General features: G+C 66.9%; 16 protein-coding genes and 2 pseudogenes. 7 read left to right on the plus strand and 11 right to left on the minus strand.

All coding sequences use genetic code 11. From position 1 onward, the window contains the following. Positions 1-208 precede the first annotated feature (208 nt). A complete protein-coding gene (locus tag AC1DYP_RS07980) occupies positions 209-3,907 on the minus strand; it encodes an outer membrane beta-barrel protein (protein ID WP_477045885.1) in 3,699 nt (1,232 codons plus the stop codon). Between the two features lie 341 nt (positions 3,908-4,248). Between AC1DYP_RS07980 and AC1DYP_RS07985 the strand changes: the two genes are divergently transcribed. Beyond that, on the plus strand, positions 4,249-6,258 hold the full coding sequence (locus AC1DYP_RS07985; protein ID WP_477045886.1) for a calcineurin-like phosphoesterase C-terminal domain-containing protein: 2,010 nt from the start codon (positions 4,249-4,251) through the stop codon (positions 6,256-6,258). A gap of 300 nt (positions 6,259-6,558) precedes the next feature. Here the strand turns inward: AC1DYP_RS07985 and AC1DYP_RS07990 are convergent, their stop codons facing one another. From AC1DYP_RS07990 to AC1DYP_RS08000, 3 genes are read right to left on the minus strand one after another with little or no spacing between them, the layout of a single operon-like run. Then, the gene (locus AC1DYP_RS07990; protein ID WP_477045887.1) at positions 6,559-6,978 is read right to left on the minus strand and encodes a Dabb family protein; all 420 of its coding nucleotides are present in this window, start codon (positions 6,976-6,978) and stop codon (positions 6,559-6,561) included. Positions 6,979-6,996: 18 nt separating this feature from the next. Continuing rightward, complete coding sequence (locus tag AC1DYP_RS07995; protein ID WP_477045888.1) at positions 6,997-7,560, minus strand: gluconate 2-dehydrogenase subunit 3 family protein; 564 nt, start codon at positions 7,558-7,560, stop codon at positions 6,997-6,999. Continuing rightward, positions 7,560-9,314 carry a GMC oxidoreductase gene (locus AC1DYP_RS08000; RefSeq protein ID WP_477045889.1) on the minus strand — a complete coding sequence of 585 codons (1,755 nt, stop codon included), beginning with the start codon at positions 9,312-9,314 and terminating at the stop codon, positions 7,560-7,562. Before AC1DYP_RS08000 ends, AC1DYP_RS07995 begins: the two co-directional genes overlap by 1 nt. Before the next feature lie 258 nt (positions 9,315-9,572). Here AC1DYP_RS08000 and AC1DYP_RS08005 point away from each other — a divergent pair. Then, positions 9,573-10,343: pseudogene (locus AC1DYP_RS08005) on the plus strand (3-keto-disaccharide hydrolase); the annotation flags it as partial. Between the two features lie 61 nt (positions 10,344-10,404). Here AC1DYP_RS08005 and AC1DYP_RS08010 read toward each other — a convergent pair. The 5 genes and pseudogenes from AC1DYP_RS08010 to AC1DYP_RS08030 form a co-directional block, all read right to left on the minus strand. Continuing rightward, complete coding sequence (locus tag AC1DYP_RS08010) at positions 10,405-10,782, minus strand: c-type cytochrome (protein ID WP_477045890.1); 378 nt, start codon at positions 10,780-10,782, stop codon at positions 10,405-10,407. Positions 10,783-10,815: 33 nt separating this feature from the next. Beyond that, positions 10,816-11,871 (minus strand): sugar phosphate isomerase/epimerase family protein, encoded by a 1,056-nt coding sequence (locus tag AC1DYP_RS08015; protein ID WP_477045891.1) that lies wholly within the window; start codon positions 11,869-11,871, stop codon positions 10,816-10,818. After that, positions 11,868-13,001, minus strand: coding sequence for a Gfo/Idh/MocA family protein (locus AC1DYP_RS08020; protein WP_477045892.1), 1,134 nt, complete (start codon positions 12,999-13,001; stop codon positions 11,868-11,870). The genes AC1DYP_RS08015 and AC1DYP_RS08020 overlap by 4 nt, the downstream gene beginning before the upstream one ends. Continuing rightward, positions 13,001-13,894, minus strand: coding sequence for a sugar phosphate isomerase/epimerase family protein (locus AC1DYP_RS08025; protein WP_477045893.1), 894 nt, complete (start codon positions 13,892-13,894; stop codon positions 13,001-13,003). The genes AC1DYP_RS08020 and AC1DYP_RS08025 overlap by 1 nt, the downstream gene beginning before the upstream one ends. 1 nt (position 13,895) lies before the next feature. Then, positions 13,896-15,005, minus strand: a pseudogene (locus AC1DYP_RS08030) (MFS transporter); the annotation flags it as partial. A gap of 178 nt (positions 15,006-15,183) precedes the next feature. Between AC1DYP_RS08030 and AC1DYP_RS08035 the strand changes: the two are divergent. Then, a complete protein-coding gene (locus AC1DYP_RS08035) occupies positions 15,184-16,191 on the plus strand; it encodes a LacI family DNA-binding transcriptional regulator (protein WP_477045894.1) in 1,008 nt (335 codons plus the stop codon). A gap of 13 nt (positions 16,192-16,204) precedes the next feature. Here the strand turns inward: AC1DYP_RS08035 and AC1DYP_RS08040 are convergent, their stop codons facing one another. Then, positions 16,205-16,924, minus strand: a complete 720-nt coding sequence (locus AC1DYP_RS08040) for a 3-keto-disaccharide hydrolase (RefSeq protein ID WP_477045989.1) — start codon at positions 16,922-16,924, stop codon at positions 16,205-16,207. Between the two features lie 688 nt (positions 16,925-17,612). Between AC1DYP_RS08040 and AC1DYP_RS08045 the strand changes: the two genes are divergently transcribed. Genes AC1DYP_RS08045 through AC1DYP_RS08060 form a run of 4 tightly spaced genes read left to right on the plus strand, consistent with a single transcriptional unit; the run spans position 17,613 to position 22,040 of the window. Continuing rightward, complete coding sequence (locus tag AC1DYP_RS08045; RefSeq protein WP_477045895.1) at positions 17,613-19,007, plus strand: alginate export family protein; 1,395 nt, start codon at positions 17,613-17,615, stop codon at positions 19,005-19,007. A 21-nt stretch (positions 19,008-19,028) separates the two neighbouring features. Beyond that, the gene (locus tag AC1DYP_RS08050; RefSeq protein ID WP_477045896.1) at positions 19,029-20,318 is read left to right on the plus strand and encodes a CmpA/NrtA family ABC transporter substrate-binding protein; all 1,290 of its coding nucleotides are present in this window, start codon (positions 19,029-19,031) and stop codon (positions 20,316-20,318) included. Between the two features lie 13 nt (positions 20,319-20,331). Continuing rightward, positions 20,332-21,243, plus strand: a complete 912-nt coding sequence (ntrB, locus tag AC1DYP_RS08055; protein ID WP_477045897.1) for a nitrate ABC transporter permease — start codon at positions 20,332-20,334, stop codon at positions 21,241-21,243. An 11-nt stretch (positions 21,244-21,254) separates the two neighbouring features. Then, positions 21,255-22,040 (plus strand): ABC transporter ATP-binding protein, encoded by a 786-nt coding sequence (locus AC1DYP_RS08060; protein ID WP_477045898.1) that lies wholly within the window; start codon positions 21,255-21,257, stop codon positions 22,038-22,040. A gap of 319 nt (positions 22,041-22,359) precedes the next feature. Here AC1DYP_RS08060 and AC1DYP_RS08065 read toward each other — a convergent pair whose 3' ends face one another. After that, positions 22,360-25,281, minus strand: coding sequence for a TonB-dependent receptor (locus AC1DYP_RS08065; RefSeq protein ID WP_477045899.1), 2,922 nt, complete (start codon positions 25,279-25,281; stop codon positions 22,360-22,362). Positions 25,282-25,300: the final 19 nt, after the last annotated feature.

The following is a 25,300-nucleotide window of genomic DNA, read 5'->3' on the forward strand; positions in this document are numbered from 1 at the left end:
GAACAGCCCCACCCCCAGCGCCAGAAACATCAGATCAGCCATGAAAGGCCTCCCGCTAAGCTGAGCGGAAAAGGCCACGAGCCGGCGTAAGGGCTCTATTCAGGAGTCAGGGGCGGCGCGTAAGGGCGCCATAAAGGCGGGCTTGCCGGCCCATGGAAACCGACAGCGTGAAAGCGGCGTCGGTCGAAACGGCTCCCGCGCGGTCCCTTCAGGCGACCACCACCTCGGCGTGGGAGAAGGCTTCCCGGAACGCCGGGGCCAACGGCGCGTCGGTGACAAGAATGTCCACATCCTTGGTCGAGGCGGTATGCACCAGCCCGATCCGCCCGAACTTGCCCTGATCGACAGCCAGCAGGACACGGCTGGCCGTGGCGTAGGCGATGCGGCTCATGATCGCCTCGCTGGGCGAGTGGTCCATCAGGCCATGCTCGGGGTGCACGGCGCCCACGGTCAGGATCGACAGGCTGGGCCGGAAGCCGCCGACGAACTCCTGGGCGTGGCGGTCGGAGAAGGACTGATAGGCGGCGTTCAGCTCGCCGCCCGCCAGGAAAAGAGTGTGGCCCTTGTCCTTGCGGATCGCCTGGGCCACGGCCAGCGAATTGGTGATGATCTTCAGTTGGCGATGCTCGCTCAGCGCCTTGGCCACGAAGCAGGAAGTCGAGCCGCTGTCGAGGAACAGGGTGTCGCCGTCCGAGATGAACTTGACCACCGCCTCGGCGATGCGGGTCTTGGCCGCGATATTCGTCTGCATGCGCAGATCGAAGGGTCCCTCGATCTCCTGCGGCGGCAACCGGACGGCGCCGTGCAGGCGCACGATCGTGCCGGCCTCCTCCATCACGCGGAGCTCGCGCCGGATCGTCTCCTCCGACACCGACAGCGCCTTGGCTATGTCGGCGATGGCCCGGGTCTGGTTGGGCTCGAGCAGGTTCAGTATGTCGCGCTGACGATCGTACCGCTTCAGCATCATCGATCCGTTGTTGTCGGTCGCCGACCGGGGAGTCGTCGACCGGAGTCGCGCGACACTATGGCCTGAGTCCCTAAGCAAGAAGGGTCCCCCCGCCGCGTTGAACAGGTTGAACACGTCCAGCCGCAGCGAGGCGTCGAAGCGGTCGCCCGGGGTGGGCAGGGTCACCACCGCGCTTGCGTTGAACTGCGTGACCCAATCGCCCTCGAAGGCCGAACCACGATCAACCACCTTGCCCTGGCAGTAGAAGCCGTAGCCCTGGTAGCCGAAGGCGACCGGGTCCACAGCGTTGGGCACGATGCCGATGCAGCTGTACTTGCGTGGCGACTGGATCGAGCCGTTGCCGCCCAGGGTCAGCCACTTGTTGACCTCGTAGCTGCCGTAGCCCTTGAGGGTGTGGCGGCGATGGTTGGGCAAGTAGCCGTCGGCGCCGTTCAGGAAGCCCGGCGAGTCGAAGTCGGCCGTGGTGTTGATGGCCAGCTGGCCGTTCTCCGAGCGCACGCCGCCCTCGTAGTTCCCCTTCAGGTCGGCCCAGGTGTAGGAGCCCGACAGCGACCACTTGCCGTCGAAGGCCCGATCGAAGGTGGCCGTCAGGGCGTTGTAGTCGCGCTTGGGGTGCGGATAGGTCAGGTCCGCGGCCGACAGCGTGACGATCGGCTTGGAGCCGTCCGGCAGGCTGTTCAGGCGAATCTTCACGTCCTCGCCCGGATTGACGATCACCCACTGGCGACCGCCGCCGAAGCTGGACTGGCATTGGGCCGCGGTGAAGCCGGCCTTCACGCAGTAGGCGCGCGCGCCGGTGTCGATGGCCACGTCCTCGACGATGTTGTTCAGCTCGCGGTGGGTGAAATAGGCCCCCACCTTGATCAGGTCGCCGAAGCGCCGCTCGTAGCCCAGCACGAACTCGTCGGCCGACTGGGGCTTGAGGTTATGGGCGATGGACTCGGCGGTGTCGGCCACCAGGCCCGAGGCCGAGACCAGGCAGTTGGGCGTCCCGGTGTCGGGGCACGGCGCCATGCCCGCCACCGTGGTGACCGGCGCGCCCAGGCCCGGCGTGCCGTCGGCCGCCACGCTGGTGAGCAGGTTGTAGCGGGTATAGGTCACCAGCGAGCCGGCGAACTTCAGCGACAGGTCGCTGGGCAGCGGCAGGTAGTAGCGGCCGAAGAAGCCGTAGAGCTTGGACTTGCCGTCGCCGAAGGGGTCGCCCGACACCGCGATGCGCGGCGCCCACTGATTGCCCGGATCGTAGAAGGTCGAGCCGTCGGCGTTGCGGTTGTCGAACCGGTCGTTGCGAACGCCCAGCTCCAGCTGCAGGCGATCGTCGAACAGGGTCCACTGGTCTTCCGCGTAGAAGGCTTGGTTGACCGTGCCGAACGAGCCGCTGTTGCGGTAGACGCGCGTGGTCACATAGTCCGTGCCGTTCGGCAGGCCGGTCTGGTCCGTGCCGGTGGCGCGGAAGATCTTCAGGAAGCCCGAGCCGATCGTCTCGAAGTTCTGGGTGGCCGTATTCTCCTCGTGGTCATAGCCGATCCGCAGGTGGTGGGCGCCCAGGAGGTTGAAGTTGAAGTCGGCGTCGGCGCGATAGAAGGTCCGCTCGTCGTCGTTGAACGACATCGCGTCGGTCACCTTGTTGACGCCGATGTCGACGCCGGCGGAATTGGTCCGGTAGTCGATGACCCGCTCGTGGGTCGTGTCCAGCGGCAGCTGGCCGTCGCGGAACTTGTTGACGCCATAGGCCGCCGACAGGGTGAACCAGGGCGTGAAGGTGCCGGTGTAGCGGGCGATGTAGTTCTCGCCGCCAGAGCGCTGGTTGGTGCCACCCGTTTCCGCCCCGACTTCCTTGGTGGCGCGGTTGTAGTTCAGGCTGCGGTTCTGGACGTCCTTGGTGGTGTCGAAATAGGTGAACTCAAGGTGCTGCTTGTCGGTCAGCCAGCCGTCCAGCTTGCCGCCCCAGAACGGCGCGTCGTCGGTGCTGCGGGTGGCGTTGTCCTGGCTGGCCGACGGGCTGAAGCTCTTGAGCTTGCGCTGGTTGTAGAGGCCGTAGAAGAACAGACGGTCCTTGATGATCGGCCCGCCAAGTTCGGCCACCCACTCCTCGCGGCTGACCGTGTAGTCCTCGAAATTGTTGCGGAAGGTGTTGGGCGCGCTGTCGCGCAGGTCGCCCGGCTCCCAGGTCGCGGTCACGCCGCCGTGGAACTCGTTGGTGCCCGACTTGGTGATGGCGTTGACGAAGCCGCCGGTCGAGCGGCCGAACTCGGCCGGATAGCCGCCGGTCTTCACCTCGACCGACTTGTAGAAGTCGAACGGCACCTCGACGGGCAGCAGGCCCATGCGGAAGTTGGTGATGTTCAGGCCGTTCACGAAGAAGGCGTTCTCGATGAAGCTGGCGCCCGAGATCGAGATCTGGTTGGCGAAGGTTCCGTTGGCCGACGACGAGCCCTGGACCACGCCCGGCGACATCAGGGCGATGTCGCGCAGCGAACGGCCCACCGGCACGCGCTCGGCCAACTCGCCGATCTCGATGGCCGCGCCCGTGGTGGTGATCTCGAAGTCCGGCGTGCGCTGGCGGCCGGCCTTGACCTCGATGGCCTCGACCGAACCGACCGGCGCCAGGGTGTACTGGTTCGACGCGCCCGAACGGCTGATTAGCACGCCGTTCTCGGCATAGGCGTCGAAGCCTTCAGCCGTCACCGACACCGCATAGGCGCCCGGGGGCAGTTGCGGGATCACATAGGCGCCGGTGGCGCTGGTCACCGCCGAGCGCTTCACGCCCAGGGTCTCCGACGTGATCCGGACCACCGCGCCGGCGATCGGCTTGCCGTCGGCGGCCAGCACGCGGCCCGAGGCCTGCACGTTGGTGTAGTCGTCGGCCACCGCCGGCGTCGCCATAAGCGCGACCGCGGGAATGCTCGCGCCGACCAAGGCCAGCGCCCGTAGCGCCATGACGCCGCGCCAGCGGCCCCTGGCTGCAGATTGATGCCTCACACCGACTCTCCCAGAGAAATTGTGCCCAACGAGCGTCCGCGCGCCGCCATCGCGGCCGCCACCCCCTCGCCGACATCTCCCTTAAGCGTGGTTTGTGGATATTGCGTGACATTTGTTGATTTTGTGTGGATGTCACGAGAAGTTCGCTTGTGTTGTGTGGGGGATTTGAACGAAAACGCCGCCAAATCCACACAGAAGCCCATCAACGGCGGGACGAACGTCTTTCCGTGTGGGTTTCATCAGGGTGTTTTGGACTTAGGCCAGACAGACCTGCGAACGTCGTCAAGAAGGACGCCACCGTGACCAAGACCCCTCTGCCGATCATGATGCTATGGGCGGCGATCGCCTGCGGTTGCGCCGGCGCCGCGACGGCCGCGACGGTTCCGGCGTCTGAGGGCGCGAACACGCCCTACTTCGCGCAGGTCGACGTGCGGAGGGAGGCGCGCTCCGACAGCGCGACGATCGCGGGCGCCGTGTTCGACGACGCCAACCATGACGGCCGGCTGGACGCGGGCGAACACGGCGTGCCCGGCGTGAAGGTCTCGAACGGACGCGAGGTCGTCCTGACCGACGCCCAGGGCCGCTACGCCCTGCCGGCTCGAAGCGACATGGCGGTGTTCGTGATCCAGCCCAGCGGCTGGCGCGTGCCCACGGACCATCGCTGGGTTCCGCAGTTCGCCTACCAGCACAAGCCGGCGGGCTCGCCCAAGGCGCTGCGCTATGGCGGCCTGCCCCCGACGGGGCCCCTGCCCTCGGCGATCAATTTCCCGATCATCCCAACCGGCATCCGCGCCGACGCCGGCGCGCGCTTCGAGTGCGCGGTCCTGGGCGACGTCCAGCCCGCTTCCAACATCGAAGTCGGCTATGTGCGCGACTCCCTGGTCAGGGAGCTGCTCAACGCCAAGACCAAGCCCGCCTGCCTGTTGGCGCTGGGCGACATCGTCAGCGACGACCTGCACCTGATCCCCCGCACCGCCGAGGTGATGGGCGCGGTCGGCGTTCCGCAGTGGTGGGTGCAGGGCAATCACGACTACGACCACGACGCCGACCACGACGTCGACAGCTCCGACACCTGGCGTCGCCTGTACGGCCCCAACAACTATGCGTTCGAGATGGGCCAGACGGTGTTCATCGTGCTGGACAACGTCTCGTTCCCCTGCGGCGAGGATCCGCGCGAGGCCCGCGAGCGGCCGTTCTGCAAGCAGTACTGGAAGACCTACAACGGCCGCCTGCTGCCCGATCAGATGACCTTCATCGCCAACGTGCTGAAGACCACCGATCCGGCCAAACTGGTGGTGTTCGCCGCCCACATTCCGTTCGTCGGCTTCGACAACAGCGAGTCCCAGCCGCACCAGACCGACAACATGGGCGAGCTCTACGCCCTGGTGAAGGGCCGCCCGGCCCTGTCGCTCACCGGGCACAGCCACACCTTGGAGAACATGGCCGCGGGCGACTCGATGGCCGGCTGGAAAGCCACGGTCGGGGTCTCGACCATCCCGTTCCGCCACCTGGTGGCCGGCGCCGTCGCGGGCGACTGGTGGGGCGGCGACTACGACATCGACGGCACGCCCATGAGCCTGCAGGGCGACGGCTCGCCGCGCGGCTATGTCGACTTCGCCGTCGACGGGACCGCCTACACCCTGGACTACCGCGCCAGCGGCCTGCCGCGCGAGCGCGCCATGTGGCTGTCGGTCAGCACCCCCCGCTTCCGCGACTGGGCCGACAAGATCTTCGCCTGGCGCGACGCGCCGGAGGAGACCCGCGATCCCGTGCCGCCGCTCAGCGTCCAGGACCTGCCGGACGTGAAGCTGCTGAACAAGGCCGACCTGGAAGGCCAGAGCTGGATCACCGCCGACGTCTGGATGGGCGACAGCACCACCAAGGTCATGGTCTCGGTCGACGGCGCCGCCCCGGCCCCCATGAGCCGCACCCAGGAGATGCGCGGCGAGGGAATCCGCAGCGGTTCGGCCTATTCAGATCCCTTCACCCTGCAGCGCCAGCTGACCATGGCCCGGACCGCGATCCAGAGCCGCTCGGGCGATCCGGAAACCCAGGGCTATGTCCAGGGCCGCCAGAAGCGCCTGCCGCCGATGCCGCCGCAGCCGCGCGGTTCGCGCGCCGACCATTCGCCGCACATCTGGCGCTATGACCTGCCCGCCGACCTGTCCGATGGCCTGCACACGGCGGTCGTGACGACCACCCGCGACCAGGGCGAGCCGGCCCGCGACACCCTGGTCTTCGAGGTCCGCCACGCCGCCCTGAAGCCGACCTTCGATTTCGAACACTGGGACAAGTTCAAGAACCAGTAGCCGGAGGAGTGGACGCGCCGGGTCACCGGCCGCTAGTGCCGGGTCTTTGCGACGCGGCGGACGTTCCGAGAGCTCGGCGCGAAGAGCGCCGATGATCGCATCGGTCTCGCGCTTCATTTGCTGGGTCGCGCTGGCCGGATCACGCCCCCTCCCCTCCACACACGCGGAGAACGTCGCGCCGATCCGCTCGTAACGTCCGGCGAAATAGACCAGCGGCGTGGCCCGGCGATCGCTCAGATGCTCCACATGGCCGATGACCAACGTGTGGTCGCCGGCCGGATGCGGGTCGACGGCCGGCGGTCAGACCGAGCTGGAGTCGTAAACCAGGACTCTTTTCCAGAGATGCGCGTACCCCTCGACGAACCTGAGGTGGACCGGATGATCTTGATAGAGTTTTTGGTCTTCCACGCTTTTGAAGAACATCAGCTCGGAAACGTCGTAGCTGACGTCCACAACCTCCCGCCTTTCGGTTGAAGCTGGAACGCCAATGTAAAATTGCTGTATGATTTCAATGGTGCGAAGACTGTTCAAACCGATAATCAATTGATCTCGATCTGTTTTCGATCCTGGGTTCTTAAGCCAGAAGAAGACCTGGTGAATTATGGCGGGCGCTCCTGGCGATGCGGCGTCCAGGGCGATTGGGCCAGCATTCGAGACGCCGGCGCCAAGGCTGGCGCCCAGACCGCCAGATACCAGGACGCGACGATTGAAGGGCTGCATGGGCCTGGCCACCTGTCGCTACCTCGTCGCCCAGCCACGACCAAGCTGTGAAAGCGGCACGCACCCGTCATAGGCGCCTGGCACCGGGTCATAACGCAACGCCAGCGTCGCGCCGGGCTCGGAGGTGAAATAACCGACGGTCACCAGGTCCTCCAGGACCACGAAGAAATGGGCGTCATCGGGCGTTTGGTTCCGAACGGCGGAGGCTTCACGATCATAGACGGTCAAGAGTTCGACCTGCTGCTGCGGCGTCAGCGCGACGAAGGCCGCGCCATGGGCGGCGCGGGCGTCGGCGTCCATGCGCGCCAATCCGCCCCGCAGGCGTTCGGCCTGGGCCTTGCCGCAATAGTTGGCCAGGGCGCGGTCGATGAACTGCGGCACGCCAGCTTCCCGGGCGCCCGGCGTGTCCGTGGCGGGGATGATCAGTTCCGCCACCACGTCCACCAGGCGCGCCTGGTCCGCCGTCAGCGCCTGGGGCGTCCAGGTCAGCGTTTGAGCCGCCGCCGCGTGTCCGGCCCAGCCGGTCGCCGCGACACCGATCGTCAGGGTCAGGCCGCGTATCGCGTCGCGTCGGTTCAGCATCAGAGCTCTCCCCTCTTGCGCGCCTGGACGGCGTGGTCGCAGGCCCGGGCGGTCAGCGCCATGTAGGTCAGGGACGGGTTCACGCAGGAGGCCGAGGTCATCGCCGCGCCGTCGGTGACATAGACGTTCTTGCACTCGTGGACCTGGTTGTGGGCGTTGAGCACCGAGGTCTTCGGATTCCGGCCCATGCGCGCGGTGCCCATCTCGTGGATGCCCAGACCCGGCGCATAGCCGCTGTCGCGGCCCTGCACATTTTTGAAGCCCGCCGCCTCCAGCATCTCTGCGGCGGCTGTCTGCATGTCGCGGCGCATCGCGATCTCATTCTCGCGGATCGTGACGTTCATCGACAAGGTCGGCAGTCCGAACTGGTCTTTGACCTCATGGTTCAGGGTGATGCGATTGTCGGCATAGGGCAGGATCTCGCCGAACCCGCCCAGACCCATGACCCATGGCCCCGGCTGGCTGAGCGCGGCCTTGCGCTCGGCGCCGAAACCTCGGGGTGCGGGCGTGGCGCCCGGCTTGACCAGGTCGCGATCCCAGCCGGGCCGGAAGGCGCCGCCCTGGTAGCCAAAGCCGCGAAGATAGTCGCTGCGTTGGGTCGCGGCGTCGCCGAGATTACGGAAGCGCGGCACGTAGATGCCGTTCGGGCGGCGGCCCGAATAGTACGTGTCGGCGAACTCGGGCGCCTCCCCGCTGGCCCCGACGCCCAGGTGGTGGTCCATAACGTTGCGGCCCAGTTGATCGCTGGCGTTGCCAAACCCGTTGGGGAAGCGAGAACTGGTCGAGTTGAGCATGATCCAGGCCGAGTTGAAGGCCGAGGCGCACAGGAACACGACGTCGGCGTAGAACTCTTCTTCCTGACGCGTCGTGGCGTCGAGAATCCGCACGCCGCTCGCCTTGCCCGCCTTCTCGTCATAGATCAGCGAGGTGACGATCGAGCCCGGGCGGATCACGAGGTTGCCGGTGCGCTCGGCCGCCACCAGCCCGCCGGAGTTGGAGCTGTAGTAGGCGCCAAACGGGCAACCGCGGATGCACAGGTTGCGATACTGGCACTTGGTCCGACCCAGGCTGAGTTGCTCCTCGGTCGGTTCGGTCAGGTGCGCGGTCCGGCCGATGGTGACCCGTCGCTCGGGAAAGCGCGCCTCGGACTTGGCCTTGAAGGCCTTCTCGACGCAGTTCATCGCCATCGGCGGCTGGTACTGGCCATCGGGAAGCTGGGCCAGGCCCTCAGACTGACCCGAGACGCCGATGAAGCGCTCGACATAGTCGTACCAAGGCGCCAGTTCTTCGTAGCGGACCGGCCAGTCGACGCCGATCCCCTCGCGGGCGTTGGCTTCGAAGTCGATCGGACTGTGTCGATAGCTCTGGCGGCCCCAGGTCAGCGAGCGCCCGCCCACATGATAGCCGCGGATCCAGTCGTAGCGGCTTTCCTCGGTGTAGGGGTTCTGGTCGTCGCGGACGAAGAAGTGCTTGGTGTGTTCCGTCAGGGTGTAGCCGGTGCGCTTCTGGACGGCGTAGTGCGCGTTCAGCTCCTCGGGCGGCAGTTGGCCTTGCGGATATTTCGCCTGCCAAGGATCGGTGGTCGCGGTGGGATAATCCTCCAGATGGCGCACCATCGGGCCACGCTCGAGCACCAGGGTCTTGAGGCCCTTCTGGGTCAGCTCCTTGGCCGCCCAACCGCCGGTTATGCCGCTGCCGACGACGATCGCGTCGTAGGTGTTTTCAAGGCGCGCGCGACCGTTGAGGTTGGCCATGTTTACTCCCCGCTCGACACGCCTGAGAGCGCCGCGCCCACTGCCTGACGGCGTGACGCGCTGACCTCGGCGAACCTTTCATTGTTGCCTGGAGGCTTCCATGAAATGGGTTACATTGCAAGAAAGCTCGGTATTTCGACCCTAATCGCCGACGCAGAGGGAGGACGACGAAAGCCCATGACCAAGCCTGATCAGTCCGTTGTAGTTGGCGCTAAGCGGGCCAGCCGCCTTTCTGGCCTAGCCGTCGTGTTCAGCTGTCTGGCGGCCGGCCTCTGCGCGCCGGCGAACGCCGAGGAGCCCAAGGCAGGACCGTGGCGACCGCTCTTCGACGGAAGGACCTTGGACGGCTGGATCCCCAAGATCGCCAAGCATCCGGCCGGCGAGAACTATCGCCAGACCTTCGTGGCCGACCACGGCGCGATCCGGGTGTCTTACGCCGGCTACGACAAGCTGGACGGTCAGTTCGGCCACCTGTTCTACAAGACGCCGTTCAAGGCCTACCGCCTGCGCCTTTCCTACCGTTTCCTGGACGCTGGCCTCCCGGACACGCCCGCCTGGGCGCGCAGCAACAGCGGGATCATGTTCCACAGCCAGAGCCCGGAGAGCATGACCGTGGACCAGTCCTTCCCGGTCTCCGTCGAATTCCAGCTGCTGGGCAAGGACGGCGATGCGCCCCGCCCCACCGGCTCGGTGTGCACCCCCGGGATCACCATCACCTTCGACGGGGTCAAGGCCAAGGAGCACTGCACGCCGCCGGCCGATGCGCCGACGATCCCCAACGGGACCTGGACCAAGGTCGAGCTGGATGTCCTGCCCAGCGGCGAGGTGCTTCAGAAGATCAACGGCGCGGTCGTCCACCGGTACGCCGGGCTGACGCTCGATCCCGAAGACACCGTCGCAGGCGGGGCCAAGCCCTACATCCTCGCGCGCGGCGCTCAGCCCGTTACGGAGGGCTATATCGCCTTGCAGAGCGAGGGCTATTCGATCGAGTTCAAGGACATCGAGATCCAAGAACTGACGGCGCGCTAGACGTCCGGCCGTGTCACCCCGGAAGCCTGGCGTAGGCTCCCAGGATGGCACGGGGTCGGCGCTACTTCTTCAGCGAGCCCAAGTATTCGATCACGGCGGCCCGCTGCGCCGCATCGGGCGCGCCCAGCAGCATCTTGGTCCCGGGAACCGCCTTCGCCGGCGCCTTCAGGAAGGCGTCCAGCGTGTCGGGCGTCCAGGTGATGTTCGAGGCCTTCAGCCCGGCGCTGTAGGCGTAGCCGGCGCCCGTGCCCGCCTTGCGGCCGGCCACACCGGCCAGGGGCGGTCCCATCTTGCCGGGCGCGGGCTGAACCGAGTGGCAGACCGAGCAACGCTGTTCGAACACCTGCTGGCCCGTCGGCGGCGCGGCGACGGCGCTGGCCGCCGTCCCGGCTACGAGGGCCCCGGCCAGAATGGGAGCGAGCCTAAACGGGAACTTCATCGACAGAACTCCGTCAGAGGTTTGGCGGCGACTCTAGAGCCCCAGCAGGCGCCGATTGCGGCCGGCGTCGGGCGCGCTGCCGGCGAAATCGTCGAAGGCCTTGTCGGTGACCCGGATGATGTGGTCGCGGATGAACGGCGCGCCTTCGCGGGCGCCCTGTTCAGGATGCTTCAGGGCGCATTCCCATTCCAGCACCGCCCAGCCGGGATAGTCGTACTGGGCCAGCTTGGAAAAGATCGCCTTGAAGTCCACCTGGCCATCGCCCAGCGACCGGAAGCGGCCCGGGCGTTCGGCCCATCCCTGATAGCCGCCATAAACGCCCGACTGGGCCGACGGCCGGAACTCTGCATCCTTGACGTGGAAGGCGCGGATCCGCTCGTGATAGCGGTCGATGTAGCCCAGGTAGTCCAACTGCTGCAGCACGAAGTGGCTGGGGTCGTAGAGGATGTTGGCCCGCGCGTGGCCGCCGACCTCGTCCAGGAAGCGTTCGAAACTGGCGCCGTCGTGCAGGTCCTCGCCCGGATGGATCTCGTAGCAGACGTCGACCCCCTCGTTGTCGAAGGCGTCGAGGATCGGACGCCAGCGACGGCCGAGCTCGGCGAAGGCCTCCTCGACCAAGCCCGCGGGCCGCTGCGGCCAGGGGTAGAAATACGGCCAGGCCAGGGCGCCGGAGAAGGTGGCGTGGGCGTTCAGGCCCAGGCGCCGGCTGGCGACGGCGGCGGCTTTCACCTGCTCCACGGCCCAAGCCTGGCGTTCCTTGGGCTTGCCGCGCAGTTCCGGCGGCGCGAAGCCGTCGAACAACTCGTCATAGGCGGGATGGACGGCGACCAGTTGGCCCTGCAGGTGGGTCGACAGCTCGGTGATCTGCAGGCCGTGGCCGGCCAGCATCCCGGCGATATCGTCGCAATAGGTCTGGCTTTCGGCGGCCAGGGCCAGATCGAAGAACGAGTCCGCCCCGCCGGTGGGCATCTGCACGCCGACATAGCCCAGATCGGCGACCCAGGCGGCCATGGTCTCCAGTTTGTCGAACGGCGGCTCTGCGCCGATGAACTGAGCCAGGAAGATGGCCGGTCCCTTGAGCGTCTTCATCGCCCCTCTCCTTGCAGCGCCACCCAGCCGGCGTCGGCCCGGCTGGCGGCCACGGCGTGTTCGACGAAGGCCATGCCGCGCACGCCCTCGGCGATATCGGGCACGAGCCCGCCGTCCTGCCCGTCGATGGCGTCGGCGAAGTCGCGATAGATGTTGGCGAAGGCCTCGATGAAGCCCTCCGGGTGGCCCGTCGGCAGACGCGTGACCGCGCGGGCGCCCGCGCCCAGATAGGCCGAGCCGGCGTGCAGCACCTGGCTTGGCCCGTCCAGCCAGTCCAGGGTCAGCTCGTTGGGCCGCTCGTGCGACCAGGTCAGGCCGCCGGTCTCGCCATAGACGCTGAGTCTCAGCCCGTTGCGGGCGCCCGCCGAGATCTGCGAAGCGATCAGCACGCCTCTCGCCCCGCCCGCGAACCGCAACAGCACATTGCAGTCGTCGTCCAGGCCACGCCCCGACACGACGGCGGCGACGTCGGCGCACAGGCGCTCGACGCGGCGGCCCGTCACGAACTCGGCGATGTTGAAGGCGTGCACGCCGATGTCGCCGATGCAGCCGCCCACGCCTGACTGCGCGGGATCGGCGCGCCAGCTGGCCTGCTTGTTGCCGCCGTCGCGTTCCAGCGGCTTGGACAGCCAGCCTTGGGAATATTCGACCACGACCTTGCGCACGGCGCCCAGGTCGCCGCGCGCCACGATCTGGCGCGCCTCGCGGACCATCGGATAGCCTGTATAGGTATAGGTCAGGCCGTAGAGCTTGCCGGACGCCGCGACGACGCTGGCCAACTCCTGAGCTTGGGCGAGGTTCAGGGTCGCGGGCTTGTCGCTGATCACGTGCAGCCCCCCGCGCAGGGCGGCGGCCGCGATATCGAAGTGCAGGTGGTTGGGCGTCACCACGGACACCAGCTCGGCACCGTCGGGTCGCGCCCGTTCGGCGGCGATCATCGCGTGATGGTCCCGATAGACCCGGTCGGGCGCCACGCCCCAATCGGCGGCCGCCTGGGCGTTCTTGGCCGGGTCGCGGCTGAACACGCCGGCGACCAGCCGGATGCGGCCGTCCAGCTCGGCGGCCATGCGATGCACCGGCCCGATGAACGAACCGGGACCGCCGCCGACCATGGCCATTCGCAGAGGCATCAGGCGACGACCTTGGCGAGGTAGTCGAAGCTGATCTTGGCCGACTCCAGCCGTGCATGGGCGAACGGCGGCTCCTGCTCGTAGTAGAAGCCCCGAATCCCGGCGTCATAGGCGGCGGGCAGAAGCTTCTTCCAGTCGATCATGCCGCTGCCGACCTCGGTCGGGTCCTGCCGCAACTCGAAATTGGCCTTGGTGGTCGGTTTGATGTCCTTGACGTGCATCTGGGTGAAGCGGCCAGGATGCGCCTTCAGCAGCGCGAACGGATCCTGGCCGGCGGCCGTGACCCAACCGACGTCCATCTCGAAGGTGACCAGGCTCGGATCCGTGCCCTTCAGCAGGATCTCCATGCCCGTGGCGTCTCCCCCCTTGCCGTCGCTTAGGGGCGCGAACTCGAAATTGTGGTTGTGGTAGCCGGTGACGATGCCGGATTTCTTCAGCACGGCGGCCTTTTCGTTAAGGAAATCGGCGTTCCACTTCCAGTCGTCGGCCGTCATCTGGCCGCCGGCCTGGCGCAGGTCGGCGCCGCCCAGACGGTCGGGGATGTAGAGGATCGGCATGATCGCCGACTTCACGCCGATCACGTGCAGTTCGTCGGCCAGCTTGGCCAGGTCGCCGCTGAAGCCGTTGGCGCCCTTGGGCGAGATGTGGGCGCTGGGACAGATCAGGCCCGCGCGGTCGAAAGCGGCGCGCAGCTCGGCCGGCGTGCGGCCCAGATAGCCGGCCAGCTCCACCGACTTGAAGCCGATCTTGGCGACCGTGGCCAGTTGAGCGTCCAGCGCCTTGGCCAGGTCCGGCCCCAGGCTGTAGAGCTGGATGCCGACGTGTTGCTCGTGGCGCTGGAAGAACGGCGTCTCGGCGGCGGCCGCGCCGCCGGCCCAAGCCGCGCCGAACACCGCTGGTGTAGTCGACGGCGCCGTCGGCGCTGAGGCGGCCGATCAGGGTCGGAAATAGGAAACTGGCCACGACGTTGCCCACGCCCAGGATCAGCAGATTGAACAGGCCCTGAGCGCTGGAGCGGACATCCTTGGGGAAGACCGCGTCAACGAAGATGTACACGGTGGCGAAGAAGAAGGCGTAGCAGATCCCGTGCAGCAGCTGCACGGCGACGATTACCGGGATGCTGTCGGCGAAAAAGGCGAAGACCGCGAAGCGCGCCGCGTGGCCCAGCACGCCGACGATCATCGTCACTTTCCAGCCCAGCCGCGCCAGGACGCGGCCGAGGAAGAACATGGTCAGGACCTCGGCCACCTGGCCCAGACTCAGCACCACCATGCTCAGATTGCCGGCGATCCCGACGCGGTTGGTCAGGAAGGCGTCGGCCATCACGAAGTAGCCGTTGTGGATCACCGAATCGATGAAGGTGACGACGAACAGCACCAGGACGAACGGCGTGGCCAGCAGCTTGAAGGCGCGTCGCCAGGCCAGCTTGTCGATCCCCGCCGCGTCCTTGCGCGCCGGCGTATGCGGCAGGGTCAGGGCGTAGCCGGCGAAGGCGAACGAGACGATCGCCGCGACCAGGAAGATCCACCGCACCTGCTCGGCGCCGGCGTGGGCGCCCAGCAGGAAGACGAAGGGCCAGCTGACCAGCACCCAGCCCACCGTGCCGCCCATGCGCACCGCGCCGAAATCGGCCGCCGGGTCGCGCAGGTTGGCGAAGGCGATCGAGTTGGTCACCGACAGGGTCGGCACATAGACCAGGCTGAAGATCAGATAGCAGGCGAAGAACGGCCAGAAACTGGTCGCGAACGCCGTCCCGACCAGGGCGAGGCCGCCGATCAGATGGCTGACCGCCAAGAAGCGCTCGGCCGCGAAATTGCGGTCGGCGAACTGGTTGGAGAAGAAGATGCCGACGACGGCGGCCACGCCCCAGGAGCTGCCGACCAACGACTGCTGCCAAGGCGCGAAGCCCAGCATGCCCATGTAGGGGAAGATCTTCGGCGCCCAGGCGCCCCAGATCGCCAGCTGGAGCACCATCATCAGGAAGAGCCGCAAGCTCGTCGTCATGGTTCTGGCCTCCCCGACCAGCATCGGCGCCAGGTTTCAGCCCGTTTGGGCCGCTCCCGCGCTCATGTAATCGAAATCATCGATAACAGGGGTCTGTCAAAGCGGCAACCGCCCAGCGCCGCCGACTTCAAGGCGCCGCGCCTTGCAAAGGGTCCGGCTTGCCGCCAGTGTCGCGCCGATGGCCACTATTCACGAAGTTGCGCTAGACGCGGGGGTCTCGGCCGCGACGGTCTCGCGGGTGTTCAGCGCGCCCGAACTGGTGCTCGAAACGACCCGCAACAAGGTGATGGAAGCGGTCGTCCGCCTCGGCTACGAGCCGAACTTCGCGGCCAAGAGCCTGCGAACCCTGCGGACCGAAAAGATCTTGGTCACCGTGCCGGACATCTCCAACCCCTTCTTCTCGCAGGTCATCCGCGGGGTGGAGGAAGCCGCCATGGCGGCCGGCTACTCGGTTCTGCTGGGCGACACGCGCCACGAGGAAGCGCGCGAGGAACAGTATGCGGCGATGTTTCGGCGCAAGGAGGCCGACGGCCTGATCTTCCTGGGCCATCGCCTGCCGAACGTCCTGGCCGAAATGGTCGCCGCCAAGGGGCCGCGGACGCCAATCGTCAACGGCTGCGAATTCCGCCCGGGCCTTGCGGTGTCCAGCGCCCATATCGACAACGAAGGCGCGGCGGCCGAGGTCATGGAGTATCTCTACGACCTGGGTCACGCCCGTGTCGGGATCGTGACGGGTCCGCTCGTCAGCCCGATCAGCAGCGACCGCTTGGCCGGCGTCCTGGCGGCCGCTGAGCGCCGAGGGCGCGCCAGCGCGCTGCGCATGGCCATCGGCGACTTCTCCATCGAATCCGGCCTGCGCCAGGCCGGCGACCTGCTCGACCAGCCCGCCCCGCCCACGGCGATCTTCTGCTTCAGCGACGAGATGGCGATGGGCGCGATCGAGGCCATCCGTCGGCGCGGCCTCCACTGCCCGCGGGACGTGTCGCTGGTCGGGTTCGACGACATTCGCTTTGCCCAGTATCTCAGTCCGCAACTGACCACGGTCAGCCAGCCCATGGAGCAGATCGGCCACGAGGTGGTCCGGCTGCTTCTCGACATCCTGGCGGACCGCGCCGGCGCCCTGCAGAACGTCACCCTGCCCCACCGGCTGATCGTCCGGTCGAGCACGGCCCCGCCGCCCGGTTGACCAGATACGCCGACTAAGGCCGCGGCGGCAGCTCGCGGACCCAGATGTTGCGGAAGCTGATCGGCGCGCTGGGATCGCCGTGGGCCTGCAACTTGATCGGCGCCGGACCATGGGGCTTGTAGGCTGGCTTGCCGATATAGACCGTCTCGCCGGCCAGGACGGCGTTGTCCTGGACCAGCACGCCGTTATGGAGCGCCGTCACGGTCGCGGGCGACACCAGCGCGCCATCCGCGCCGAAGACCGGCGCTCGCCAGATCACGTCGTACGTCTGCCACTCGCCCGGCGCCCGACTGGCGTTCGCCAGCGGCGGATGCTGCTTGTAGAGGCTGGCGGCCTGGCCGTTCACATAGGTCGGGTTGTCGTAGGAATCGACGATCTGCAACTCGTAGCCTTGATCGCCCGCCCCCGTTGAAGCCAGGAAAACACCGCTGTTGCCCCGCGCTTGACCCGTTCCGGCGATAGCTTCCGGGATGCGCCATTCCAGGTGGAGCTGATAGTCGCGAAAGGCCCGCCGTGTCTCGATATTGCCCCGCGCCTTGTCGACGGTGATGACGCCGTTGGCGACGGTCCAGCCGGCCGGCGACTTGTCCTTTGTCGAGACCCACTGGTCCAGGTCGTCGCCGTCGAACAGGACGACGGCGTCCGACGGAGGGCCTCCAGCCTCCTTCGCCGGCGAGACCACCACCGGCGAGGGCTTCCATATCTCAGTGTCCTCGGGCTTGGCCTGAGCCATGGCCAGAGACCCCGCGAGCAGCCCCCCGACCAAGACCGTCGCCAGCGCCCGGATGACCCGTCCACGCTTCATGACCGTCGCTCCCTATGAAAATCGCACGCAGCAAGAGAGTGAGACTTAGCCTACCCGCTGGACTCCAATTCGATAAAGAACGTTTTCGCCAACGCCAATTGCGGAGCTTGGGACCGCTCCAGATTCCGGACATTGACGCTGGGCCCCGCCGGCAGCAATCAACCCAAGTCGGACATTCTCGGCCCATACACGTTGAAACCCAGACCAGAAAGCTTGCCGCAGACGGTCCCGCACTGAATTCGCCGCGTTGCTTTCCCTCGGCGGTCGGAAGCCGATCTCCAAGGCGCTGCTTGATGGAGGATCCGTGATCTGTCGCGTTCGGATGAACCCAAACGCGGAAATAGCGAGCAAAGCGCTGCTCCAGCCTGCATGGCCGCTGTGCAAAACAGCGCCGTTTGTGCGACGCAGCGAACAAGAACGCCGTTTTGCGATTGTCGCCGCGCCGCATCGGCCTCCTCCTGATCACGACACGCGGGACAACGACGTTCCGTGTTGACCCGCGAGGGTCGCCAGTCGCGGCGTAGCGGCTTGGTAAGCCTGGACAATGGCGTCCGGAGAGATCGCGAAAGCGATCCCGCCGGGCGTTTTTTTTTTGGCCTTAGGGGATAAAGGCATCATGAGATGGAAGATCATGCTGCGCTGCGGCGCGGCACTGAGCACGCTTGCCTGGAGCACAGCGGCGATGGCCCAGGCCGCGCCGGATCCGGCGCCTCGAACGGTCGCCGAAGCGACGGTGGCGGCCGCGCCGGAGCCGGCTCCCGAACTTGCTGAGCCGTCCGCGCCCCTGCCTCCGGCGCCTACGTTCAGCGACCAGGTCGCGGCCGGAAAGTTGATCCTTGAGGTTCGCGGCCGCTACGAAGGCGTCGATCAGACCAAGACCAGCACCCTCACCAAGGACGCGGCGGCCTATACGGTTCGCACCCGCCTGGGCTGGGAGACCGCCGAGTTCGCCAAGGTCAAGGGGCTGATCGAGTTCGAAGACGTCCGCCAGGTGGGACCCGAACACTACGCCGTCAATGTGCCGGGTGCGCTGACGCCGCCGCTGAACGGCGCCGACAAGGCCAAGTATCCGATCGTCAACGATCCGGACGTCACCGAGCTGAACCGCCTCCAGTTGACGTGGACGCCCAGCACCGCCCTGCAGGTTGTCGCTGGCCGCCAGCGCATCCTGCTCGACGACCAGCGCTTCGTCGGCAATGTCGGGTGGCGCCAGGACGAGCAGACCTTCGACGCGATCCGGACCGACTTCGCCTTCGGCCGCTTCAAAGCCGCCTACGCCTACGTTTCCCACGTCAACCGCATTCTGGGCGAAATGAGGGACTGGGACAGCGACAGCCACCTGCTGAACGCCACATGGTCGCCGGCCGAGGCGCTGCGCCTGCAGGGCTTCGTCTACGCCCTCGACTTCGGCAATTCGGCGATCAACTCGTCGCTGACCAAGGGCGTCAAGGCGTCGGGCAAGACCTGGGTCGGGCTGTACCAGTTGACCTACAACGCCACCTACGCCAGGCAGTCGGACTATCACGGCAACACGCCGAACTTCGACCTGGCCTATTTCGGCGGCGACATCGCCGGCGCCTTCGACATCTACACCATCAAGGCCAGCTACGAGTCGCTGGAAGGCGACGGCGTGCGCGGCTTCACCACGCCCCTGGCCACCGTCCACGCCTTCCAGGGCTGGTCCGACGCCTTCGTCTCGCCGGGCGGCAACAAGAGCTTCATTGACGGGATCGAGGACGCCAACCTCACCTTCAACGTCAAGCCGCGCTTCAAGCGGACCTACTTCTTCAACGCCGACATCCTGGTCCGCTACCACGATTTCGACGACCAGCGGACGGGCGCCGACCTCGGCCACGAGTGGGACGTCGCGTTCGCCGCCGCCATCACCCCCAAGCTCTCGATCCAGCTGAAGTACGCCGACTTCCAGCGCGAAAAGACCGTGCCCCTGGGCACCGCGACACCGCCGGCCTCGCGGACCAAGGCCTGGTTCACCCTCGAATACAAACTCTGATCACCAGCGGGATTTGAGATCATGACGAAGACCGACAAGACCGCCGACCTTGGCCTGACCCGCCGCCACGCCCTGGTGGGCGCGGCCGCCACAGTCGCCGCCGCCAAGGCCCTGTTCCCGGCCGGGGCCCMCGCCGCCGGCGCGGGCCCCGAGGTGGCCAAGGCTCGGCTGGGCTTTATCGCCCTGACCGACTCCGCGCCGGTGATCATCGCCAAGGAGCGCGGCCTGTTCGCCAAGTACGGCCTGCCCGACATCGAGGTGGTCAAGCAGGCCTCGTGGGCGGCCACGCGCGACAACCTTGTGCTGGGCTCGGAGCGCGGTGGCATCGACGGCGCCCACATCCTGTCGCCCATGCCCTATCTGATGAGCACCGGGGCGATCACCGGCGGCGCGCCGACGCCGATGTATATCCTGGCCCGCCTCAACACGAACGGTCAGGCGATCTCGGTCGGCAATGACCTGAAGGCGGTCAAGGTCGGGCTCAACAGCGCCGGCGCCAAGGCCAAGTTCCAGCAGCTGAAGGCGGCCGGCAACATCGCCAAGGTGGCCATGACCTTCCGGGGCGGCACCCACGACCTGTGGGTCCGCTACTGGCTGGCGGCCGGCGGCATCAACCCCGAGGTCGACGTCGCCACCATCGTCATCCCGCCGCCCCAGATGGTAGCCAACATGAAGGCCGGCACCCAGGACGCCTTCTGCGTGGGCGAGCCGTGGAACGGCCAGTTGGTCAACCAGCGCGTCGGCTACACCGCCTGCCTGACCTCGGAACTGTGGATGAACCACCCGGAGAAGGCGCTGGGCATGCGCGCCGCCTGGGTCGACAAGCATCCGCGCGCCGCCCAGGCCATCACCGCCGCCGTGCAGGAAGCGGCGATGTGGTGCGACAAGGCCGCCAACCTGCCGGCCATGTGCTCGATCGTCTCGGGGCGGCAGTACATCAACGTGCCGATGGGCGATATCCTGCCCCGCCTGCAGGGCACGGTGGACTATGGCGACGGCCGCACGCTGAAGAACTCGCCGCACCGGATGAAGTTCTGGGCCGACAACGCCAGCTTCCCGTTCAAGTCGCATGACCTGTGGTTCCTGACCGAGGACATCCGCTGGGGCGTGCTGCCGCAGAAGACCAACACCCAGGCGCTGGTCAACAAGGTCAACCGCTCGGACATCTGGCGCGCGGCGGCCAAGTCGATCGGCCAGGCGGGTCCGGCCGGCGACAGCCGCGGCGTCGAGCGGTTCTTCGACGGCAAGGTGTTCGACCCGGCCAATCCGGGCGCGTACCTCGCCAGCCAACCGATCAAGAAGCTGGTCTAGGGAGGGCGCGACGATGACCTTCCCCAAGCCCTCGTTCTCGCCGGCCGAGCCGATCGCCGCCCGCACGGCGGTCAAGGAAGAGAGCGCCCCTCCACCCTCAAGCGGCGAGACCCGCATCTCGGGCCTGGCCGAGGTCGCGCGCCGGGCGGGGGCGGTGGCGGCGGCGGTGATCCCGCCGCTGCTGACCCTGCTGGTCATTCTCGGCGTCTGGCAGGTCGCGACCGGCGACTCCTATGTCGGCCTCCCCTCCCCGGCTCACGTCTGGACGGACTCCAAGGACCTGATCTTGAACCCGTTCTTCGACAATGGCGGGGTCGACAAGGGCCTGTTCTGGCACGTGCTGACCAGCCTCAAGCGGGTGGGCATGGGGTTCTCGATCTCGGCGATCTGCGGGATCATGCTGGGCGTGCTGATCGGGTCCAACCGCTGGGCCCACCGCGGCCTTGATCCGATCTTCCAGGTCCTGCGCACCGTGCCGCCGCTGGCCTGGCTGCCGATCTCGCTGGCCGCCTTCCGCGAGGCCCAGCCCTCGGCCCTGTTCGTGATCTTCATCACCTCGATCTGGCCGATCATCATCAACACCGCCGTGGGCGTGCGCAACATCCCGACCGACTATGTCAACGTCGCCAAGGTGCTGCGCCTGTCGCCGACCGAGTACTTCTTCAAGATCCTGCTGCCGGCCACCACGCCCTACATCTTCACCGGCCTGCGGATCGGCATCGGCATGAGCTGGCTGGCCATCGTCGCTTCCGAGATGCTGCTGGGCGGCGTCGGCGTCGGGTTCTTCATCTGGGATCAGTACAACGCCTCGCGCATCTCCGACATCATCGTGGCCCTGGCCTGGGTCGGACTGACCGGCTTCTTCCTCGATCGCCTGGTGGCCCTGCTGGGTCACGTCATCTCGCGCGGCAACGCGGCGAGCTAAGGAAACTCATCATGGCAAAGGCCTATCTCTCCATCGAAGGCGTCGGCGTCACCTTCACCAAGGGCGCGGCCCGTTCCGAGGTGCTGACCGGCGTCGACCTGAAGGTCGAAAAGGGCGAGTTCGTCTCGATCATCGGCCATTCGGGCTGCGGCAAGTCCACCCTGCTTAACGTCGTCGCCGGCCTGGTGCCCGTCACCACCGGCGCGGTGATCCTCGACAAGCAGGAGGTCAACGCCCCGGGACCCGACCGGGCGGTGGTGTTCCAGAACCACTCGCTGCTGCCGTGGCTGTCGGTGCGCGAGAATGTGAGCCTCGCGGTCGACAAGGTGTTCGGCAAGACCAAGACCACCGCCGAGCGCCGCGCCTGGACGCTGCACAATCTGGAGCTGGTCAAGATGACCCACGCCCTGGACAAGCGGCCCGCCGAGATTTCGGGCGGCATGAAGCAGAGGGTCGGTATCGCCCGCGCCCTGGCCATGGAGCCCAAGGTGCTGTTGCTGGACGAGCCGTTTGGCGCCCTGGACGCCCTGACCCGCGCCCACCTGCAGGACAGCGTCATGGAAATCCATGCGGTGCTCCAGAACACCGTGTTGATGGTCACCCACGACGTCGACGAGGCGGCCCTGCTGTCGGACCGCATCGTGATGATGACCAACGGCCCGCGCGCCGCGATCGGCCAGGTGCTGGACGTGGCTCTCCAGCGTCCGCGAGATCGTCTGGCCGTGGCCGAGAACCCTACTTACATCCACGCTCGGGCGGCGGTGATCGAGTTCCTGTACGCCCGCAGGGCCGCCTAGTCCGGGCCGCGCCATGAGCGGACCTTGAGACCCGTCCAGAATGCGCCAGACCACCTATGTCATGGCTCCCGATGGCTCGGTCCAGGGCGCGCTCCCACGTCAAGTATCGCGTTCCGCTCACGCCGCGCACCTTCAGCTTCACGCTCTCGCCATCCAGCCTGGACAAGCCCCGGACCGGCGAGCGCGGGGCTGACCGACGCTTTTGTCGGCGGCGGGCGGGCCTTCCAGGCCCGCCTGGCCGTTCCGCCTCCGATGGTGCGCCGCGCAAAAAAACGCCGCCCCGAAGGGCGGCGCTGCAGGGGGGAGGATGGGTGGCCGTCTAGCCGCCGAACTTGTAGCGAAGCGAGATTCCGTAGATCCGGCCGTTCATGAAGTATTGGCGCAGGATGTCGGTGTCGTAGTCGCCGCCGGGCTCGCCGACATAGCGCTGCGGCGCCTTGTTGGTCAGGTTCGACGCCGTCAGCGACAGCGACAGGTCCTTGCGCAGGTTGAAGTTCACCGAGGCGTCGAGGATGCCGTAGCCCTTCAGGTAGCGGCCGTCGATCGGGTTGGCCGAAACGCCGAACAGCACGTAGTCGGAGCGGTAGGTGTAGACCACGCGCGCCGACATGAAGTCGCTCTCGTAGAGACCGGCGACGCTGTAGTTGTTGTCCGACTGGAAGGGCTGGCGGACATTGACCTTCTTGCCGTTCAGCACGACCGGCAGCTCTGTCTTGACGTAGGTATAGGACGCCTGGACCCCGAAGTTCTTGGCGAAGTCGGGCAGGAATCCGTAGTCGAAGAAGGTCTGGGCGGCCAGCTCGACGCCCTTGGCATAGCCCGGATCGGCGTTGACCGACTTGGTGATCCGGTACTGGCCGGTGGGGCAGCTGTTGGACGTGGTGCCCGAATAGGGCGGCGAGGTCGCCACCGTCTGGCATTCGTCCACGCCCAGCACGAAGCCCTTCACATCCTTGTAGAACACCGCGGCCGACACGTAGCTGGTGTTGTTGAAGTATTTCTCCAGCGACAGGTCGTAGCTGTCGGCGCGCAGGGGCTCGAGGTTGGGGTTGCCTTGCGAGCCCAGACCCGTGGTCGGGTTCGTGCTGATCACCGGGTTGATGTCTGCGACGCTGGGACGGGTCAGACCCTTGCCGTAGCCGAAGCGAAGCAGGGTGTCGGGCGTGATGTAGCCCGTGACGTTGAAGGTCGGCAGGACGTCGGTGTAGCTGTTGCTCGACCGGTTGGGCACGATGACCGAAACGCCGCCGACGGTGCTGGCGATCTGCGCCTCGGCGTCGAGGTTGGTGCGCACGACCCGCACGCCGACATTGCCCCGGATACGGTCGTCCATGAAGGCGAAGTCAGCCACGCCATAGCCGGCGAAGGTCTCCTCGACGGCCAGACGCCGCGAGGTGACGACCTCGGGCAGGGAGTCCTCGGAGGGGATGCCGGCCAGCGGGAAGCGGTTGCGGATGTTGTCGCCCAGCAGCGAGTCCGGATTGGCCGTCAGATAGCCGCCGCTGTAGCCGCCCTCGCCGTCGAACCAGTTGGTGTGCGAGCCGGCCACCAGGTCGGGCATGCTGGTCACGAAGATCGCGTTGGACTGGTTGGCCGCCAGGGCCAGGCCGTCGGTCGTCAGGTTCTTGCCGCTGAAGCTGTAGTTATAGAACCGCGATTTCTTGCGGTAGTAGCGGGCGCCGAACTTGACGTCCTCCACCACGCTGCCCGGGAACTTGTACTTGCCGTCGAACTGCGCGGCGACGCCCTTGTCGTCATAGACGTTGTTGGTGCCGTTGGCGTAGTTGTTGAACGCCCAGGTCCCGGGGCTGGAAAGATCCGGCCCGGCGATCGACACTTTCTGCGGCGCGCCGATCGAGCGGGTCACGTCCCAGGCCAGGCCATTGCGCGTGGCCAGGCCGATCGAGCGGTTGTCCTGGTGCTGATAGGCGTCGACGTAGGAGACGTCGAGCTTGAGGTCCAGGGCGTCGGTGGGGCTCCACTTGGCGCCGCCGGCCAGGATCCAGGTTCTGTAGATCCGATGCTCGTCGCCGCCAGTGCTGTTGAGGCTGGAGCCCAGCAGCGTGCCGCCGGCGAACCGCTGGCCGGCCAGCACGAGGTCGTCGCCGCCGTTGCTGTTGCGGTTGGTCAGACCCTCGGTGGTGCTGAACGGAGTGGTGACCAGGCTCTGGGCGTAGCGGCTGTCCACCATGTTCAGGAAGCGATAGCCCTGGTGGTACAGGTAGGAATTGTAGTTGCCGTCGACGTAGAACTCGAGGTTCGAGCTCGGCTTGTATTGGAAGGCGCCGCTGAAGCCTTTGCGCGTGCGCTGGATGTCTTCCTCGTTCACGTTCAGCTGGACGCCGGTCATGTTGATCAGGTTGGCGCGCTGATCGGGGGTCAGGGTCAGCGGATCCACATCGGCCAGGTAGGTCACGTCGCTGCGGCCGACATAGGCGCGGTTAAGGCTGGTGTTGGCCAGATATTCGGGGCTGTCGGCGCGGATCGCGCGGCGCAGTTGCGAGCCGCCCACGCCAGGCGCGTTGTCCGAGCGGTTCCAGCTCTTCTGATAGTTGGCCGCCAGCAGCATGCCGATCTCGCCTTCGCCGACGTCCCAGCGATCGGAAACCAGGCCGAAATATTCCGGCTGCCAGCTCTTGACCATGTCGTTGTACTTGCCCGACACGGCCGCGCTGGCCGTGAAGCCCTTCAGGTCCAGCGGCTTGCGGGTGCGGATGTCGACCAGCCCGCCGATGCCGCCTTCGATGTGCTCGGCCGAGGGGTTCTTGAAGACGTCCAGCCCCGAGATCATGCCGGGGATGGCCGCCTCGATGTTGAACTCGCTGCCGCCCGCCGTGAAATAGCTGCGGCCGTCCACCTGCGAGGCCGTCTGGCCCGACAGACCGCGAATGGTCAGGCCGCTGCCCGAGCCGACCGGCGAAGCGCCCTCCCCGCCATAGCGATAGCCCTGCACGCCCGGGATCCGGGTCAGGGTCTCGGCGACGTTGGGATCGGGCAGCTTGCCGATGTCCTCGGCGCGGATGGAGTCCACCACTTCCATGGTGTTCTTCTTCATCGAGACCGACGACTGCAGGCTCTGGCGAATGCCGGTGACGACCACCTCCTCGACAACGCCGTCCCCGGCGGGCGCGGTTTGGGCGCTGGCCGTGGACCACCCCGCCGCCAGCAGCGCGGCCATCGAGGCGGTCGCCAGGAGGCGGCCTTGGGCGCGGTGACGCGCGTTGTGGGTTGGCTTCGACATCTGTTTCCCCTCCGGTCTG

It is taken from the genome of Caulobacter sp. P1_D6 (assembly GCF_056406095.1).